This window comes from Pseudomaricurvus albidus, from assembly GCF_018863235.1.
GTDB classification, from domain to species: domain Bacteria; phylum Pseudomonadota; class Gammaproteobacteria; order Pseudomonadales; family Cellvibrionaceae; genus Pseudomaricurvus; species Pseudomaricurvus albidus.
In genome coordinates, this window is sequence record NZ_JAHKRS010000002.1 from 538,069 (window position 1) to 554,438 (window position 16,370).

Annotated in this window: 13 protein-coding genes; 3 read left to right on the forward strand and 10 right to left on the reverse strand. The window is 52.4% G+C overall.

What is annotated here, in order from left to right; genetic code table 11:
- Positions 1-33 precede the first annotated feature (33 nt).
- Positions 34-1,452 (reverse strand): pyruvate kinase, encoded by a 1,419-nt coding sequence (gene pyk / locus KOI40_RS05845; RefSeq protein WP_216096505.1) that lies wholly within the window; start codon positions 1,450-1,452, stop codon positions 34-36.
- A gap of 209 nt (positions 1,453-1,661) precedes the next feature.
- Between pyk and KOI40_RS05850 the strand changes: the two genes are divergently transcribed.
- Together KOI40_RS05850 and KOI40_RS05855 are read left to right on the forward strand one after the other, a co-directional pair.
- Positions 1,662-1,799, forward strand: coding sequence for a hypothetical protein (locus KOI40_RS05850; protein ID WP_216096506.1), 138 nt, complete (start codon positions 1,662-1,664; stop codon positions 1,797-1,799).
- A gap of 82 nt (positions 1,800-1,881) precedes the next feature.
- Complete coding sequence (locus tag KOI40_RS05855) at positions 1,882-2,769, forward strand: dienelactone hydrolase family protein (protein ID WP_216096507.1); 888 nt, start codon at positions 1,882-1,884, stop codon at positions 2,767-2,769.
- A gap of 66 nt (positions 2,770-2,835) precedes the next feature.
- On the opposite strand, the gene KOI40_RS05860 is transcribed toward KOI40_RS05855, so the two are convergent.
- The 9 genes from KOI40_RS05860 to KOI40_RS05900 form a co-directional block, all read right to left on the reverse strand.
- A complete protein-coding gene (locus KOI40_RS05860) occupies positions 2,836-4,065 on the reverse strand; it encodes an MFS transporter (RefSeq protein ID WP_216096508.1) in 1,230 nt (409 codons plus the stop codon).
- A gap of 221 nt (positions 4,066-4,286) precedes the next feature.
- Positions 4,287-5,885 (reverse strand): arylsulfatase, encoded by a 1,599-nt coding sequence (locus KOI40_RS05865; RefSeq protein WP_216096509.1) that lies wholly within the window; start codon positions 5,883-5,885, stop codon positions 4,287-4,289.
- Between the two features lie 203 nt (positions 5,886-6,088).
- Complete coding sequence (locus KOI40_RS05870; protein ID WP_216096510.1) at positions 6,089-7,060, reverse strand: GGDEF domain-containing protein; 972 nt, start codon at positions 7,058-7,060, stop codon at positions 6,089-6,091.
- Between the two features lie 132 nt (positions 7,061-7,192).
- Positions 7,193-8,095: a hydroxymethylglutaryl-CoA lyase gene (locus tag KOI40_RS05875; RefSeq protein WP_216096511.1), complete on the reverse strand. Its 903-nt coding sequence runs from the start codon at positions 8,093-8,095 to the stop codon at positions 7,193-7,195.
- 50 nt (positions 8,096-8,145) lie between these two features.
- Positions 8,146-10,194, reverse strand: coding sequence for an acetyl-CoA carboxylase biotin carboxylase subunit (locus KOI40_RS05880; protein ID WP_216096512.1), 2,049 nt, complete (start codon positions 10,192-10,194; stop codon positions 8,146-8,148).
- A gap of 38 nt (positions 10,195-10,232) precedes the next feature.
- Positions 10,233-11,018 carry an enoyl-CoA hydratase/isomerase family protein gene (locus tag KOI40_RS05885; RefSeq protein ID WP_216096513.1) on the reverse strand — a complete coding sequence of 262 codons (786 nt, stop codon included), beginning with the start codon at positions 11,016-11,018 and terminating at the stop codon, positions 10,233-10,235.
- A 17-nt stretch (positions 11,019-11,035) separates the two neighbouring features.
- Positions 11,036-12,643, reverse strand: a complete 1,608-nt coding sequence (locus KOI40_RS05890; RefSeq protein ID WP_216096514.1) for a carboxyl transferase domain-containing protein — start codon at positions 12,641-12,643, stop codon at positions 11,036-11,038.
- Positions 12,644-12,700: 57 nt separating this feature from the next.
- A complete protein-coding gene (locus tag KOI40_RS05895) occupies positions 12,701-13,870 on the reverse strand; it encodes an isovaleryl-CoA dehydrogenase (RefSeq protein ID WP_233710021.1) in 1,170 nt (389 codons plus the stop codon).
- Positions 13,871-13,932: 62 nt separating this feature from the next.
- Positions 13,933-14,361, reverse strand: coding sequence for a MerR family transcriptional regulator (locus KOI40_RS05900; RefSeq protein WP_216096515.1), 429 nt, complete (start codon positions 14,359-14,361; stop codon positions 13,933-13,935).
- Positions 14,362-14,646: 285 nt separating this feature from the next.
- On the opposite strand from KOI40_RS05900, the gene olsF reads away from it, so the two are divergent.
- On the forward strand, positions 14,647-16,368 hold the full coding sequence (gene olsF / locus KOI40_RS05905; RefSeq protein ID WP_216096516.1) for a bifunctional ornithine lipid synthase OlsF: 1,722 nt from the start codon (positions 14,647-14,649) through the stop codon (positions 16,366-16,368).
- The last annotated feature ends 2 nt before the right edge of the window (positions 16,369-16,370 follow it).

The following is a 16,370-nucleotide window of genomic DNA, read 5'->3' on the forward strand; positions in this document are numbered from 1 at the left end:
TGTGTCGGTGTTGATTCGGTACTTGAGTCTGAATCAGTCCTGAGAGGCTTTCAGTTCGCGCACCTGAATCGCATCCAGACCGCTGCCAGACACGCCCAGCGCATCAGAAATCACCACGACCTGATCGCCTTCGTGGAATCCTTCCTCCTCCAGCAAGATGTTGAATGCCTTGCTGAGTGTTTTTTCCGGATCATTACTGAATTGCAACTTGTGAGCGTAAACGTTGCGGTTCAGCCCCAGCTGGCGGCGAGTGCGACCGTCATTGGTAAAGGCGTGGATGCTGGGCAGAATCGGGTGGCAGTTGGTCACATAATTGGCCATGCGACCACGGCGGGTAATCACCACAATGGCTTTGGCTGGCAGAGATTCCGCCAGATGCACAGCACTTGCCGCCAGATTCTGTTTGGGGTTGTCGGTCAACAGGTCATCGGTAAAGCGCAGCCCCCGGTGACGTTCGATGCTGGTGGCAATTTTGGACATGTTTTCGACGCACTTGATGGGGTATTTGCCCACTGTGGTTTCCCCGGAAAGCATAATCCCATCGGCTTCCTCGTAAACTGCATTGGCGACGTCTGTGACTTCTGCGCGGGTCGGCATGGGGTTTTCGATCATGGACTCCAGTAAGTGGGTTGCCACAATGACACGTTTACCTTTCTGGGCGCATTTGCGCACGATACGACGCTGGATGTTGGGCAGTTCCCAGAAGTCTACTTCGCAGCCCAAGTCGCCACGGGCGACCATGATGCCATCGGCAATGTCGATGATGTCGTCAATGTTGCGGACACCTTCCTGGTCTTCGATCTTGGCGATGACTTTGACCTTGTCTTTCTTTTCATCCATCAATTGGTGTAATTGCGCGATGTCATCTGCTTCACGCACAAACGACAGGGCAATGAAGTCAACATCCATGGACAACCCGAAGAGAATGTCCGAGCGATCCTTGTCGGTGATGGCTGGCAGGTTAACCCGGATGCCCGGCAGATTGACATGGCGCTTACTCTTTAACACACCGCCATCGACCACCTTGCAGCGCATCACTCGCTGGTCTTTTTCCAGAATCTCCAGATTGATCAGGCCGTTATCTACCGTCAGTCGGTCACCGACCTGCATGTCGGTAATCAGGTTTTCGTAGTTAACCATCAGAGAGTTTTCTTCCACATCCTCGGATGAGCGGGCGACGACAGAAATAATATCGCCTTTTTTCAGATTGAGATTACTGTCGCGCTCACCGGTGCGAATCTCGGGGCCTTGGGTGTCGAGCAGGATAGCGACCGGATATTTCAGTTTGGTGTTCAGGGTCTGAATGCGCTTGATGACTTCTGCGTGTGACTCGTGGCTGCCATGGGACATGTTCAGGCGCGCAACACTCATACCCGCTTCAGCCAGTTTTTCCAGCATCTCGTAGCTTTCGGTAGCCGGTCCAATGGTGCAGATAATCTTGGTCTTGCGCATGATTGCCTCTTGTGTCGTAAAAAAACGGATGGATTGTGGGCTGTATTCTGCCATAGCCTCAATGGATTGGGCACTTTTGGTTTCTAAAACCTTACAGGACCGGGTAAAGGTACAGTGAAATCAGGGATGGCTACGCCGAGTACGGCGAGCCCAGCCAGTGAAAAACTGAAAAAAACAACCCCGTCGAAGCTTGCGCCCTGGCGTTGCCCATGAAGCACAATGTTCGGGGTGTTAGCAATCAGGGGCAGCATTCCGGAAATCAGTGGTGCCTAAGAGAGTGGAATCCGCAAGCCCGAGGCATTGAGTTGTGTCGCGGCGGTAATGTGAAGAATCTGACAGGCGGCTGAAAGCCTGAAAACTTGATTATTCCGGCGAGTCGTTATATCTCTTAGAGGGTATATCCTATTCACAAGACAGGGGGAGGCCATTATGTGTGATGAGTTAACCATGGGGGATGCGGATAGATATCTGCACTCCACAGGCATTAATCGACGTACGTTTAACAAAATGGGGGCAGGTCTGGCTATGGCTGCAATCATACCCAGCTACGCTCAGACAAAGGATGTGGTAGAGCAATCGGTCGTGATTAAAACGCCGGATGGTGAAGCCGATGCCTACTTTGTTTATCCAGCGAAGGGCAGCCATGCCGGGGTCATTTTATGGCCCGATATTTTTGGGATACGGGAGTCTTACCGACAGATGGGCAAGCGTTTGGCAACCTCTGGTTACTCGGTTCTGGTTGTGAATCCTTATTACCGAACCCGCCAAGAGCAGATAGTGCCGGAAGATGTGATGGTGGTGGATCCGGAATTGCGGGCTCAACTGTTTCCTGTTGCAAGAGAGCAGGCCGCTACCCTCTCGCCAGCCACCTGTGTTGCGGATGGGCGGGCTTTTGTGGCGTTTCTGGATCAGCAACCTTCAGTCGATACCAGCCGGCCGCTGGGTGTGATGGGGTATTGCATGACAGGATCCTACACGTTCAGAATGGCCGCGGACATGCCAGAGCGTGTCGGGGTGGGGGCATCTTTCCATGGCGGTGGTTTGGTGACGGATCAGACAGACAGCCCGCATTTATTGATTCCGAAAATAGACGCGGGCTTCCTGATAGCGATTGCGGAAAATGATGACGAACGTGAGCCAGAGGCGAAAACGGTGTTGAGGGAAGCGTTTGATGCTGCTGTGGCAGAAGCTGAAATTGAAGTCTACCAAGGTGCCATGCACGGTTGGTGTCCACCAGACTCAGCAGTCTATAACGAAGCCCAGGCTGAACGGGCATGGAGTCGGTTGTTGAAGCTCTTCGGTGAGCGGCTGGGATAAGCTTGCCGCTGTGGCGAGGGTACAGGAACTCGCCACAGTGCAGGAATGCCTGGTTGTTGTGTTTGTTTAAGCGGCGCCGACCATGTCAGTTTGCTTTCTCAGACGTATCACCGGGCGCTCATCAATAAATACGTGAATAACCGCGGTGACCAAAGCGATGGAACAGGCGGCCCACCAAACAACATTGTAAGACCCCGTTACATCGTACAAATAGCCGCCCAGCCAGACACCGCTGAAAGACCCCAGCTGATGACTCAAAAAGACGATGCCGTAAAGCAGTCCCATGTATTTAAAGCCAAACAGCTGTGCAACCAGACCTGAAGTTGGAGGAACGGTGGCCAGCCACAATAGACCCGTGACAATGGAAAAGGCATAAACGGATGCGGGCGTCACAGGCAACAGCATAAACCCCGCAATCGCCAGTGCCCGCAGGGCGTATATATAGGTCAGCAGCAGTTTTTTCGAGTAGCGACCGGACCAGGAGCCAGACAGCAGACAGCCAAAAATATTAAACAAACCAATCAATGCCAGACTGGCCACAGCAACGTCGGAGGGAAAGCCCTGATCGGATAAGAAGGCGGGCATATGTACGGTAATAAAAGCCAGCTGAAAACCGCAGACAAAGAAGCCGACAACAATAAGCCAATAGTGTGGATAGACAAAAGCTTCCTGCAATGCCTCCGTCATCGTTTGTGAGGATTCCGTTGTCGATGTGTTTTCTGCCGTTTGTTCATGGCGAAAAGGGCCGGCTAACAAAACCATTCCCAGTGCGCACAGAGCCATCAATAGCAGAGCATTACTCCAGCCGTATGCAGCGATAAATTCCTGTGCAACGGGTACCACCAGCAGTTGTCCGGCCGAACCGGCAGCACTGCCAAGTCCCAGCGCAAAAGCACTTTTCTCCGGAGAGACCATACGGGCCATGGCGGGTAGCACAACGCCAAAGCCGGTAGCGGAAATGCCCATGCCCATCAACAAACCTGCACCGAGATTCAGTCCCATGACCCCATCGGCAGTGGCTGTGACGTAAAGTCCCAGGGCATAGAGTGCGGCGCCTATGATCAGTGCTTTCAGAGTGCCATAGCGATCAGAAAATGCTCCGGCCAGGGGTTGGAATAACCCCCAAAAGAGGTTTTGTAATGCCAGTGCAAAGGCGAACACTTCCCGTCCATAGCCAAATTCATCCGAGATAGGTGCCATAAAGAAACCCATCGAAGAACGGAGGCCAAAGTTTAATGCTAACAGTACGCAGGCAAAGGCTATTGAAATGCTGAATAATTTGACGGGATAGGACATGGTTCTTCCTGTGGAATAAGCTGGAACTGCAGAACACAGTTCGGGCCGCCATCATAAGGAAGTCAGCTGGCAATTGAAACTAATGGCTGGACAACGCTGTTCCAAAAGGTGACTGATAGGGTGTGAATAGGGGGCACTCCGACCTTAACCGGGGTTTACCCGCTTTAAAAAAATTAAGCCAAACTTTTTTTTAAAGCGGGTGTTGTTGATTAATATTCCGGTTATTGCTTGGACTTGTTGACGAATTCTTCAACCACATTGGACATGTCGAAAGATTTTCCACCCTGGACGGGGGGGTACTCTTTCAGGGTCTGAAGGTGCTGTCCCATCAACTCTCCCATCGGTTGAATCAGCCAGGAAACTTTTTGCATCAAGTGACCATAGGCGTCGGCTGTGGAATAGCTTTCAAAAGGATCCATGCGAATATTAAAGACCAGTGGTACCGTGAGGGGAACCACATTGGCGTAGTAGTCTTCTTTGGTCGAAAAGTGAAACTTCCAGGGGCCCATACGAACGGCCGTCAGTTTGGATTCATAGTAATGGAAAATAACGTTACGAGCGGAGTGGTCTGACTCGCCTTTCCAATACGGCAGATTGTTAACGCCATCAATATACTGCTTTTTCTGTGACTTCATTTTTTCAGCGACATCGTTGATACCAGCGGCTGCGGCAAGCGTGGTAAACATGTCCTGGTGGCCCTGGATGCCATTAAGTATTTGACCGGGTTTGATGACCCCGGGCCAGCGCACCATTGATGGTACACGAATGCCGCCCTCGTAAGTCGTCATCTTTTCACCGCGGAAGGGCGTAGTGGCGCCGTGGGGCCAGGAAGTATGCTCTGGTCCATTGTCGGTGGAATACCAAACAATGGTGTTTTCTTCGAGACCATTGGCTTTGAGGAATTCCAGCACGAGGCCGATGTCGTGATCGTGTTGAAGCATTCCGGAACCATGGTAATCGGCTTCCGAGGTGTATTTTTCTGCTGCATAGCGCCACTTGTCATTGAGACGGGTATAAAGATGCATGCGGGACGTGTTTAGCCAGACAAAGAAGGGTTTTCCATCTTCCTTGGCTTTTTTCATGAAGTTTTCGGCCTTGGGAATCACTTCACCCTCGTCAAAGTTTTTCATCCGCTCTTGAGTCAGTGGGCCAGTATCTTTGATTTTTTGTTTCCCGACCTTGCCGAAACGAGGATCTACCGTATTATCCACTGAATTTGTTGCGTAAGAATGGATCACACCGCGTGTGCCGAATTTCTTTTCGTAGGTTTCCAGGTCTCCGGAATAAGCTTTGCCAAAGCGTTGATAATCTCTTTGTTCAGCTTCTTCCTGAGTATTCAAATGGTATAAGTTCCCGAAAAATTCATCGAAGCCATGCACCGTTGGCAGATGCTCATTGCGGTCACCCAGGTGATTTTTGCCAAAATGACCTGTGGCATACCCTGCATCTTTAAGGACTTCGGCAAGAGACGGTGATTCTTTTTGCAGGCCAAGTTTATCTCCTGGCTGCCCGACAGTGGTCATGCCTGAGCGGATGGGGTACTGCCCGGTTATGAAGGCTGCACGGCCGGCTGTACAAGATGGCTGGGCGTAATGATCGGTGAAACGAATGCCCTCCATGCCAATTTTGTCAATATTCGGTGTCGTGTAGCCCATAGTTCCCATGCCATAGGAACTGAGGTTTTGCCAGCCAATATCGTCACCCCAAATTACCAGGATGTTGGGTTTTTTGGATTGCGCAAAGGCATTGGCTGTAAACAGCAGAGTTATGATCCCGAGGCTAAAAATGGATTTAAATAGCAAGTGGTTAAATACTTTCATGATTCGTTTCCCGGTCCGTCTGGTATTTCAATTGCAACACCGCAGAGTGTATTGTTGCGTTTATGTGCCACTAGAACTCTGCTCTGGAAATCAAAGCATAGAAGGGAATGAAGAATTTTCCAGCAGGGCAGGATTAATGGGGTATGACGGTTTCACGAAAAACCTGTTGCTGGCCATGAGCCAGAAAGCCGGTTATCGGGGCTTTAACTGGTCAGATGTTCACACACTTTGTTTCGCCCTGTTTTCTTTGCCTCGAGCAAGGCTTCATCGGCGCGTTGTAGCAGGACATCCAGGCTCAATGACTCTGAACCCTGTGCGAATGATGGTGTGTGAGGCGGAAATTGTGCACAGGTCAAACCAAAGCTGGCGGTACAATAAAATTGGTCGTTTCCGGCCTTTATTGGCAGGTCAGCAATGTTTTCTTTCAGGCGCATGGCAAGTTTGTGTGCATCTTCGAAAGGTGTATTGGGCAAGAGAATCGCAAACTCTTCACCTCCCAGTCTGGCAAACAGGTCGGGAGTTCTTATGGCGCGTGCAACCGCTTTGGTCAACGTGACGAGTGCCTTATCCCCCGCTGCGTGACCCCATTGATCATTGACGGCTTTGAAATGATCAATGTCAAACATGATGGCCGCCAGCGGTTGGCCAGTGCGCCGGGCTTGTTGAATCAGCTTGTTGCCATAATTGAAAAAAGCCCGACGGTTATGGATGCCAGTCAACTCGTCGGTGTCGGCCAGCTCTTCGGCTTTCGCTTTGGCAAGTTTCAGTTCGTGCTCAATTGCTTTGCGTTCGGTAATGTCTGTGGCTATCTCCATCCGCACCAGGCGTCCATCTGTCCAGCGTATCGCCTGATCCCGACACTGATACCACCGGCCATTCTGGGTATTCTGGAATTCCCAGACGTAAACGCCGGTGGAGTTGCCTGCTGAATCGACCAATTTGGGATTGCTACAGAATTCACAGGGAGAGTTCTGGCCTTTCTGTAAGACCTCGTAGCATTTTTTATTGGCCGATGAGCCCCAGACCGACTTGCCATAATCATTAAAAAACAGCACTTCGTGGGTGTCCATGTCCGCAACATACACCAGCGCATCCAGGCTGTTCAGCACCGTTTTAAGGGCCTGATAGCTGTGGGATTCTTCTGGATTTTCTGAGGTGGGAGAGGTGTTGGGCATGCGCTGGCCTGAAGCTGTATTCTCTGAGTCGATCTCTGGACTCAAGAATAGCACACCTCGGACAAACAGCCCCAGACCAGGGATGCTAAGGTCTGGGGCTGTTGATAGGAGCTGTCTGTGAAGGCGTATCGGTTATTGCTTGGATAACCATGCCTTGGCAACCTTGGATCCATTGTCGCGATTGAGGTGCTGGCAAATATAATCACCGGCCTGAATCAGTTTCTCCAGATCAATACCGGTTTCAATACCCATGCCGTTCAGCATATACACAACATCTTCTGTTGCGACGTTGCCTGATGCTCCTTTGGCATAAGGGCAGCCGCCCAGGCCGGCTACAGAGCTGTCTACAACACTGATACCCATTTGCAACGCCATCAGGATGTTGGCCAGAGCCTGTCCGTAGGTATCGTGCATATGCACTGCGAGGTTTTCCAGAGGGATTAGCTTCAGGCATTCTTCCAGCACGCGTTGTGTCGAGGCCGGGGTGGCTACACCTGTCGTATCGCTGATGGAAACTTCGTAGCAGCCCATATCGTAGAGTTGCCTGGCAATCTCTGCGACTTTAACCGGGTCGACATAGCCTTCATAGGGACAACCCAGAGCGGTGGAGACATAGCAGCGAACTTTCATGTTGCGGGATTTCGCCTCCTCCATAATCGGCTCAAAGCGCTTGATGCTCTCGGCAATGGAACAGTTGATGTTCTTTTGGGTAAAGGACTCGGAAGCGGCCGTGAAAATGGCCACTTCGTCGGTGTTGGCAAGAACTGCGCGGCCAAATCCCTGAATGTTGGGGGTCAGTGCAGAGTAAACCACACCGTCCTTGCGCTGGACATCGGACAGGATTTCATCACTGCCCGCCATCTGTGGTACCCATTTGGGATTCACAAAGCTTCCGGATTCGATATGAACAATGCCTGAGTCCGCGAGGCGTTCTATCAGCGATATTTTGGTGGCAGCATCAATCGGTTGTTTCTCGTTTTGCAGTCCGTCACGAGGACCAACTTCGACGATGCGGACGTGTTTGGGTAGTGACATATCAAATTCCCTGTTAACAAGTGCTTCGCAGTTGTTACTTCAAATGTGGATTAGGCGTCTTCTGTGGCAAATTTTACCAGCTCGGCTCCACCGTCAACCAGCTCTCCGGCCTGGAAGAAAAATTCCTCCACTACGCCATCGGCAGGTGCGCGGATGGTGTGCTCCATCTTCATGGCTTCCATCACCAGCAGGGCGTCGCCTTTTTTGACGCTGCTGCCCGCCTCGACAAGCAGCGTGACCATGGTACCGTTCATGGGCGCGGTGAGACCGCCGGAACCGGTATCGCCGTCGAAGTCGCCCAGATCCGCAGTGACCACCGAAAAATTCAAAGCACTGTCCTGGGTGTACAGGCTGTAGCTGATGCCTTGAACGTCCTGATGTTCGGCTACGTTGGCTTTAAACTGATAGCCGTCGATATTGGCAGAGAGTGTATCGTTCTCAAGACGACCTTCGGCGGTTACGGTTTTATCGGCAGTACTGATGCTGTAACGAATGGTCGTCGCTGCATTACTGTGCAATGTGTGTTCTTCAATCACGACAGGGTATTCTGTGTCGTGAAAGCGCAAACGGAAGTTGTGCAAATGAGGCTCATTGACCCGCCAGCTATTGGTCGCGTTCCAGGGGGACGTGGCATCCACAGAGTGCAGTGCCAGTTGCTGCGCCGTCTGGGCCTGTTTCAGCACCAAGTAAAGTCCAGCCAGAGGTAATTCCTGCTCGATGTCCTGTGGTGCGTCATGGAAGATGACACTGTGATGTTTCTCAATAAAACCTGTGTCCAGTTGTGCCTCGCGGAACGGTGCGCTGCTCGCCAGGTTGTAGAGAAAATCGATGTTGGTGGTCATGCCGCTGATGCGGTATTCACTCAGGGCTTTGGTGAGGCGTTGCAGGGCCTTTTCGCGGTTCTCGTCCCAGACAATCAACTTGGCAATCATGGGGTCATAAAACACACTGACTTCATCACCCTGTAATACTCCGGTATCCACACGAACATGTTCGCTGGTTGCCGGTGGTTGCAAGTAAGACAGGGTGCCGGTGACTGGCAGAAAATCATTGTCCGGGTCTTCGGCGTAGATTCGGGCTTCAAATGCGTGCCCATTGATTTTGAGTTGTTCCTGAGTGAGGGGCAGCGGTTCACCGGCGGCTACCCGCAGTTGCCACTCCACCAGATCCTGACCGGAGATCATTTCGGTTACCGGGTGCTCTACCTGCAGGCGGGTGTTCATTTCCATAAAGTAGAAGGAACCGTCGACATCCAGCAAGAATTCCACCGTGCCGGCACCGACATAGTCAATGGCCTGAGCCGCTCGCAGAGCTGCGTCGCCCATGGCCGCACGCAGCTCTTCGGTCATGCCCGGAGCGGGTGCTTCTTCGATGACTTTCTGATGCCGGCGTTGTACCGAACAGTCGCGCTCGAACAGATAAACCCCATTGCCCTGTTGATCACAGAACACCTGGATTTCCACATGTCGTGGTTGCGTCAGGTATTTTTCAACCAGCATGTGGTCGTCGCCGAAGCCGTTCATGGCCTCGCGTTTGGCGGCTGCCAGCGCTTCATCAAATTCTGATTCTTTCCAGACCTGTCGCATGCCTTTGCCGCCACCACCGGCGGCCGCTTTGAGCAGCACGGGGTAGCCCATGTCGTCTGCGGATTGTTTGAGTATATCGCGACTCTGATCTTCGCCGTGGTAACCCGGGACTAAAGGTACCTGGGCTTTTTCCATGATTTGTTTGGCGGCAGATTTCGACCCCATGGCTTCAATCGCGCCCACGGGTGGGCCAATAAAGACAATGTTGTTTTCTTTACAGGCGTTACAAAATGCGGCGTTTTCCGAGAGGAAGCCATAGCCGGGGTGGATGGCTTCGGCGCCGGTTCTCTTTGCGGCGTCAATGACGCGCTCAAAAACCAGATAGGATTCCCGCGAGGGGGCGCTGCCGATATGTATGGCTTCGTCGGCCATGGCGACGTGCAGTGCATCACGGTCGGCATCACTGTATACGGCGACGGTGCGAATACCCATTTTGCGGGCAGTGCGGATGACGCGGCAGGCAATCTCTCCGCGGTTGGCAATCAGGATCTTGCTAAACTGTTTGATATTCATCGTTATATGTCTTCTCTGAATTCGTTTGGTTTATACATCTATGCCTGAATCCAGGCAGGCTGGCGTTTATCCAGAAACGCACCAAGTCCTTCCTGGCCTTCTTCTGAGACGCGAATGTCGGCAATGCGGGTACAGGTCTCTTCAATCAGTTGTGTATCGATAACCCGATCGGCCACATCAAACACCAGCTGCTTGGCGGCCTTAACAGCGGCTGGGCTGTTGGCCAGCAATTGGGAAATCAGTTGTTCGATGGTGTTATCCAGTGCTTCGGCTTCAACCACGTCACTGACAAGACCCAGCTGTTGGGCCGTGTCGGCACTGAAACGCTCTGCCGTGGTGAAGTAGCGACGGGAAGCTCGTTGACCAATAGCGGCAATGACATAGGGACTGATGGTTGCAGGAATCAATCCGATTTTGACTTCACTCAGGCAAAAACTGGCGCGAGGAGATGCCACCGCCATATCGCAACAACTGACCAGCCCGACGGCGCCACCGAACGCGGCCCCCTGAACTCGGGCAATGGTTGGCTTGGGCATGAAATTCAGAGTTCGCAGCATTTCCGCCAGTGCGTGTGAATCGCGCAGGTTTTCGGCGTGGGTGTAGCCGGCCATGCGTTTCATCCAGTTCAGATCCGCGCCGGCAGAGAAGCTCTTTCCTTCTGATGCCAGAACGACAACACGTACGGCCGTATCATTGGCCACCTGCTGGAATGCTGCAGTCAATTCAGCAATGATGATGTCATCAAATGCGTTATGTTTGTCCGGGTTATTCATGGTGATCGTGGCGATGCCGCGGTCATCAATGTGAGTCACTACTGTGTTCATGATTGCTCCCGCCCTGATTACATTCTGAAAACACCGAACCTGGTGTCTTCAATTTCTTTATTCAGGCTGGCAGAAATTGACAGTCCCAGCACCATACGGGTATCTGCCGGATCAATGACGCCATCGTCCCACAGTCGGGCGGAGGCAAAATATGGATGCCCCTGTGCTTCGTAGGTGTCGATAATCGGCTGTTTGAACTCGGCTTCGGCTTCGGCACTCCACTCTTCACCGGCTTTGGTTTTCTGATCCCGTTTGACCTGGGCCAAAACACCGGCCGCCTGTTCGCCACCCATGACCGAAATGCGGGCGTTGGGCCACATAAACATGAAGCGTGGATCGTAGGCGCGGCCACACATGCCGTAATTACCCGCACCAAAAGAGCCGCCGATCAGTACAGTGAACTTGGGTACCTGAACCGACGCAACAGCGGTTACCATTTTTGCGCCGTGTTTGGCGATGCCACCGTGTTCGTATTGCTTGCCCACCATAAAGCCGGTGATATTTTGCAGAAACACCAGAGGAATTTTTCGCTGGCCACAAAGCTCGACAAAGTGAGCACCTTTCTGTGCGGATTCGCCAAACAAAATACCGTTGTTGGCAACAATCCCTACGGGGTAGCCATAGATGCGGGCAAAGCCGCACACCAGAGTGGTGCCGTACTGGGCCTTGAATTCGTCAAACTCGGAACCGTCTACCACCCGGGCAATCACTTCGCGTACGTCGTAGGGCTGACGGCTGTCCTTGGGAATGATGCCGTAGATTTCCTTGCTGTCGTAGAGAGGCTCTTTCACCGGGGCAATATCACTTTGAATCGGTTTGACCCGATTCAGGCGACCAATGGATTGCCGTGCCAGTTGCAGAGCATGGTTGTCGTTCTGGGCCAGATGATCAGCGACACCGGAAATACGGGTATGCACATCGGCACCACCCAGTTCTTCGGCCGATACCACTTCTCCGGTTGCCGCCTTCACCAGTGGTGGGCCGGCAAGAAAAATGGTTCCCTGTTCTTTTACGATAATGGACTCGTCAGCCATGGCGGGCACATAGGCACCACCCGCGGTACAGGATCCCATGACCACCGCAATTTGTGGAATGTTGCGGGCTGACATATTGGCCTGATTAAAGAAGATGCGACCGAAGTGTTCGCGATCGGGAAAAACCTCATCCTGATTGGGCAGGTTGGCTCCGCCGGAATCCACCAGATAAATACAGGGCAGATTATTTTCCTGCGCAATCGTCTGTGCACGAATGTGTTTTTTCACCGTCAGAGGGTAGTAAGTACCCCCTTTGACGGTGGCGTCGTTGGCAACAATGACGCACTCCTGACCGTTCACCCGGCCAATGCCCGTGATGATGCCGGCCGAGGGTACATAGTCTGGATAGACTTCATAAGCAGCCAGCTGAGACAGCTCCAGAAAGGGAGAGCCGGGATCCAGAAGCGCCTGAACTCGATCACGGGGCAGAAGCTTGCCCCGTGACACATGACGTTCACGGGATTTTTCTCCGCCTCCGAGCTTAATGGTTTCAAGCTTGTCTCGCAGGTCGTTAACCTGGGCCTGCATATGCTCAGTATTGTCGCTAAATTCGGCGGAGCGAGTATTGATTTTGGTTTTGAGGGTGCCCATTGTTTCTCCCTTCGACGCTTGTATTCAGTCAGTTTTATTGTGATTCGTTAAGTCGTCTTATTTGGTTTCGTTAAAGAGCTCGCGGCCGATTAACATGCGACGCACTTCAGAAGTGCCGGCGCCAATTTCGTAAAGTTTTGCGTCCCGCAACAGACGTCCGGTGGCGAATTCGTTGATGTAACCGTTCCCGCCGAGGGTCTGGATTGCCTGCAGTGCCATTTGGGTGGCTTTTTCTGCGGTATACAGAATCACGGCAGCGGCGTCTTTACGGCTTTCTTCGCCACGATCACAGGCTTTGGCGACTGCATACAGGTAGGCGCGGGACGCGTTCAGTTCGGTGTACATATCGGCGACCTTGCCTTGCATCAGCTGGAATTCACCGATGGCCTGGCCAAACTGTTTACGGTCGTGAATGTAGGGCACTACGATATCCATACAGGCTTGCATAATGCCAACAGGGCCACCGGAGAGAACCGTACGTTCATAGTCCAGGCCGCTCATCAGAACTTTTACGCCTTCGCCTTCTTTGCCGAGAATGTTTTCGGCAGGAATTTCACAATCCTGGAATACCAGTTCACAGGTGTTGGAACCACGCATGCCCAGTTTGTCGAGCTTTTGGTGGCGGGAGAAACCGGGGAAGTCGCGCTCTACAATAAACGCCGTGATGCCGCGAGAGTTGGCTGCAAGATCGGTTTTGGCATAGATCACATACGTGTGGGCATCGGGACCATTAGTGATCCACATTTTGTTGCCGTTGAGAATGTATTTGTCCCCTTGCTTGTCGGCGCGCAGTTTCATACTCACGACATCACTGCCGGCGTTGGGCTCGCTCATGGCCAGTGCGCCGATGTGTTCGCCAGAGCAAAGTTTGGGCAGGTATTTCAGCTTTTGTTCGTGGGTGCCGTTTTTGTGAATCTGATTAACGCACAGATTCGAATGGGCGCCGTAAGATAAACCCACTGACGCAGAAGCTCGGGAGATTTCTTCCATCGCGACCACGTGTGCCAGATACCCCATGTTGGTGCCGCCATACTCTTCGGCGACGGTCATGCCCAGCAGTCCCATGTCGCCAAACTTGCGCCACATATCCATAGGGAATTCGTTGTCGCGGTCGATTTGTTCCGCGCGGGGTGCCAACTCCGCCTGACAAAATTGATAGACGCTGTCGCGCAGCATGTCGATGTCGGAACCTAGGTCAAAGTTTAAAGAAGGATAACTGATGCTCATGGTCTCTCTCGTATGTTCAGTTTGAGTGTTTAGCCTCAGAAGGCTGTCAGGTTTTTTATCGTTCAGGCATCCGTGCCTGGCGTATCTTCACGCAGGCTCTCATAGGCCTGCGGGTCTATTTTCCCCAGCGCTTCCAGACAGCTGCGTTCGGAGGATTGAAGATCCACCATCATGACTTCCAGATCGTGCATTTGTTGTTGCAGGTAATCGCGGCGTTCCCGGATTTTCAGGACCAGTTTTTCCAGCTGGTCAGCGTTGCTCTTGCCGGGGTTGTACATGTCGATAATGTCGCGGCTCTCATCCAGCGTCAGCCCCAGGCGCTTACCGCGCAGGATCAGCTTGAGCTTGGTCCGGTCAGCGGGCGTGTAGATACGGGTTTGCCCGCGGCGCTCGGGAGTCAGCATGCCCTTATCCTCATAGAAGCGGATGGCACGGGTAGTGACATCGAATTCCCGGGACAGGTCGGTAATGCTGTATGTTTTAGTTGTCATTTGTTTCTGTCGTTCCAGTGTTTTTGGCCGTCTGAAAAGGGGCCCGCAAAGGTTTATGGGATAAAGATAGCAATAGTTTACGTTAACGTAAAGGTAAGGTTTCTAATAAGAGGAGGTGTTTTTAGATTGAAAAGGTCGTAAAAAGTCAGAAAAACCGTGTTCAGGGGGAGTGCGGAGGGTCATATTTGTGTCATCGCTCCATCATCTATTCGTCACAAGATCGCAGTAATTTGGTCGTAATCCCAAAAATAGTCATTGTCAGTATGACGACCACGAGCGAGCCTCATGATCAATATCGAACAAACCCTTTGTGACAAATACCCCGGTTTTGGGCAGCAGCCGGAGATGATCAAGCGTTCCACGTTTTCCTTTTTGCGACGGCTGACCCACGAGCAGGAGATCAATCAGTTCCTTCAGGAGAATGCCGGGCTGGATCCAATCGCGTTTATCGAAAGCGTGTTTGATTACTTTAATTTCAGTTACACCGTCTCCAGTCGTGACAAAGCGAATATTCCCGATCAGGGGCGGGTGGTGATTATTGCCAATCATCCTATTGGTTCTTTGGATGGTTTGGCGTTGTTGCGTCTGGTGTGTGAGGTTCGTCCTGATGTCAAAATCATCGCCAATGACATGTTGATGAATTTTGAGGCACTGCACCCTCTGTTGATTCCACTGGATAACATGACCGGCAGTGGTGCCCTGAAAAGTTTTCGAATGGCCCTGGATGAGCTGGATAACGATCACGCGGTGATTATCTTTCCTGCCGGTGAGGTGTCCAGAGCGAGACCTAACGGCGTGCGGGATACTCGCTGGCGTCCGGGTTTTTTGAAGATGGCACGGCGCGCCAATGCGCCGATTTTGCCGATTCATATTCAGGCCAAAAATTCGTTGTTATTTTACAGTGCGTCCATGGTGTACAAGCCTTTGGGTACGGCGCTGCTGGCAAAGGAAATGTTCAATAAAAAGTCGGCCACCATCAATTTCTGTGTGGGGGAACCCATCCCCGCTTCCGCGCTGCACACGGATCAGTTGCCGGATAAGGCCTTGCTCAAGCGGCTGAAAAAACATCTGTACAAGGTGGGGCGTCGCAAACACAAGAGCCCGATGTTCGTTACGGAAAAGACGATTGCTCACCCTGAAGACCGTCTGCGGTTGTTGGAAGAATCCCGCAAGATGCAGGCGTTGGGCGAAACCCGCGATGGTAACCGTATTCTTCTGACCCGCTACGCCGACAGCCCGGTGACGATGCGTGAAGTCGGGCGTTTGCGCGAGTACACCTTTCGGAAAGTCGGAGAGGGTACCGGCGCCAAGCGGGATCTGGATCGTTTTGACCGCAGCTACCAGCACCTGATGTTGTGGGATCGTGATGCGATGTGTCTGGCCGGGGCTTACCGTCTGGGGGATATGGCCAGGTTGTTGAAAGAGTCCGGTGACAGTGCTTTATATACCCATACGCTGTTTGATTTTCAGCCCGGATTTCGTCCCTATCTGGAGCAGGGGCTGGAGCTGGGGCGCAGTTTCGTCAACCCTCAATACTGGGGCAAAAACAGTCTGGATTATCTCTGGCAGGGCATTGGTGCGTATCTGAACCACAACAGCGGGGTGCGCTATCTGATTGGGCCGGTCACCATCAGCGCCAGCTTTTCAAAATCTCTTGTCGATCATCTGGTGTTTTATTACCAGCGTTACTACGCCTGCCCCCAGGCTCTGGCCAGCGCCAAGCAACCGTATTTTATCGAGCCCGAGCGCCGCTGTGAGATGGAGGCGGGTTATCAGGGATTGGATCGCGAAGCGGGTTTTGCCCTGCTGCAGAAAATCTTCCAGGCCGAGGGCGAGAAGGTACCGGTGCTGTTTAAACAGTACGCGGCGCTGTTCGAAGAGGGCGGTTTTCAGTTGTTGGCGTTTAGTGTCGATCCGGATTTCAGTGATTGTATCGATGGCTTGTTTCTGGCGGATCTGACCCGACTGAAGCCCGCCAAGCGCAAGCGTTATCTGGGCGAGGGATAAAA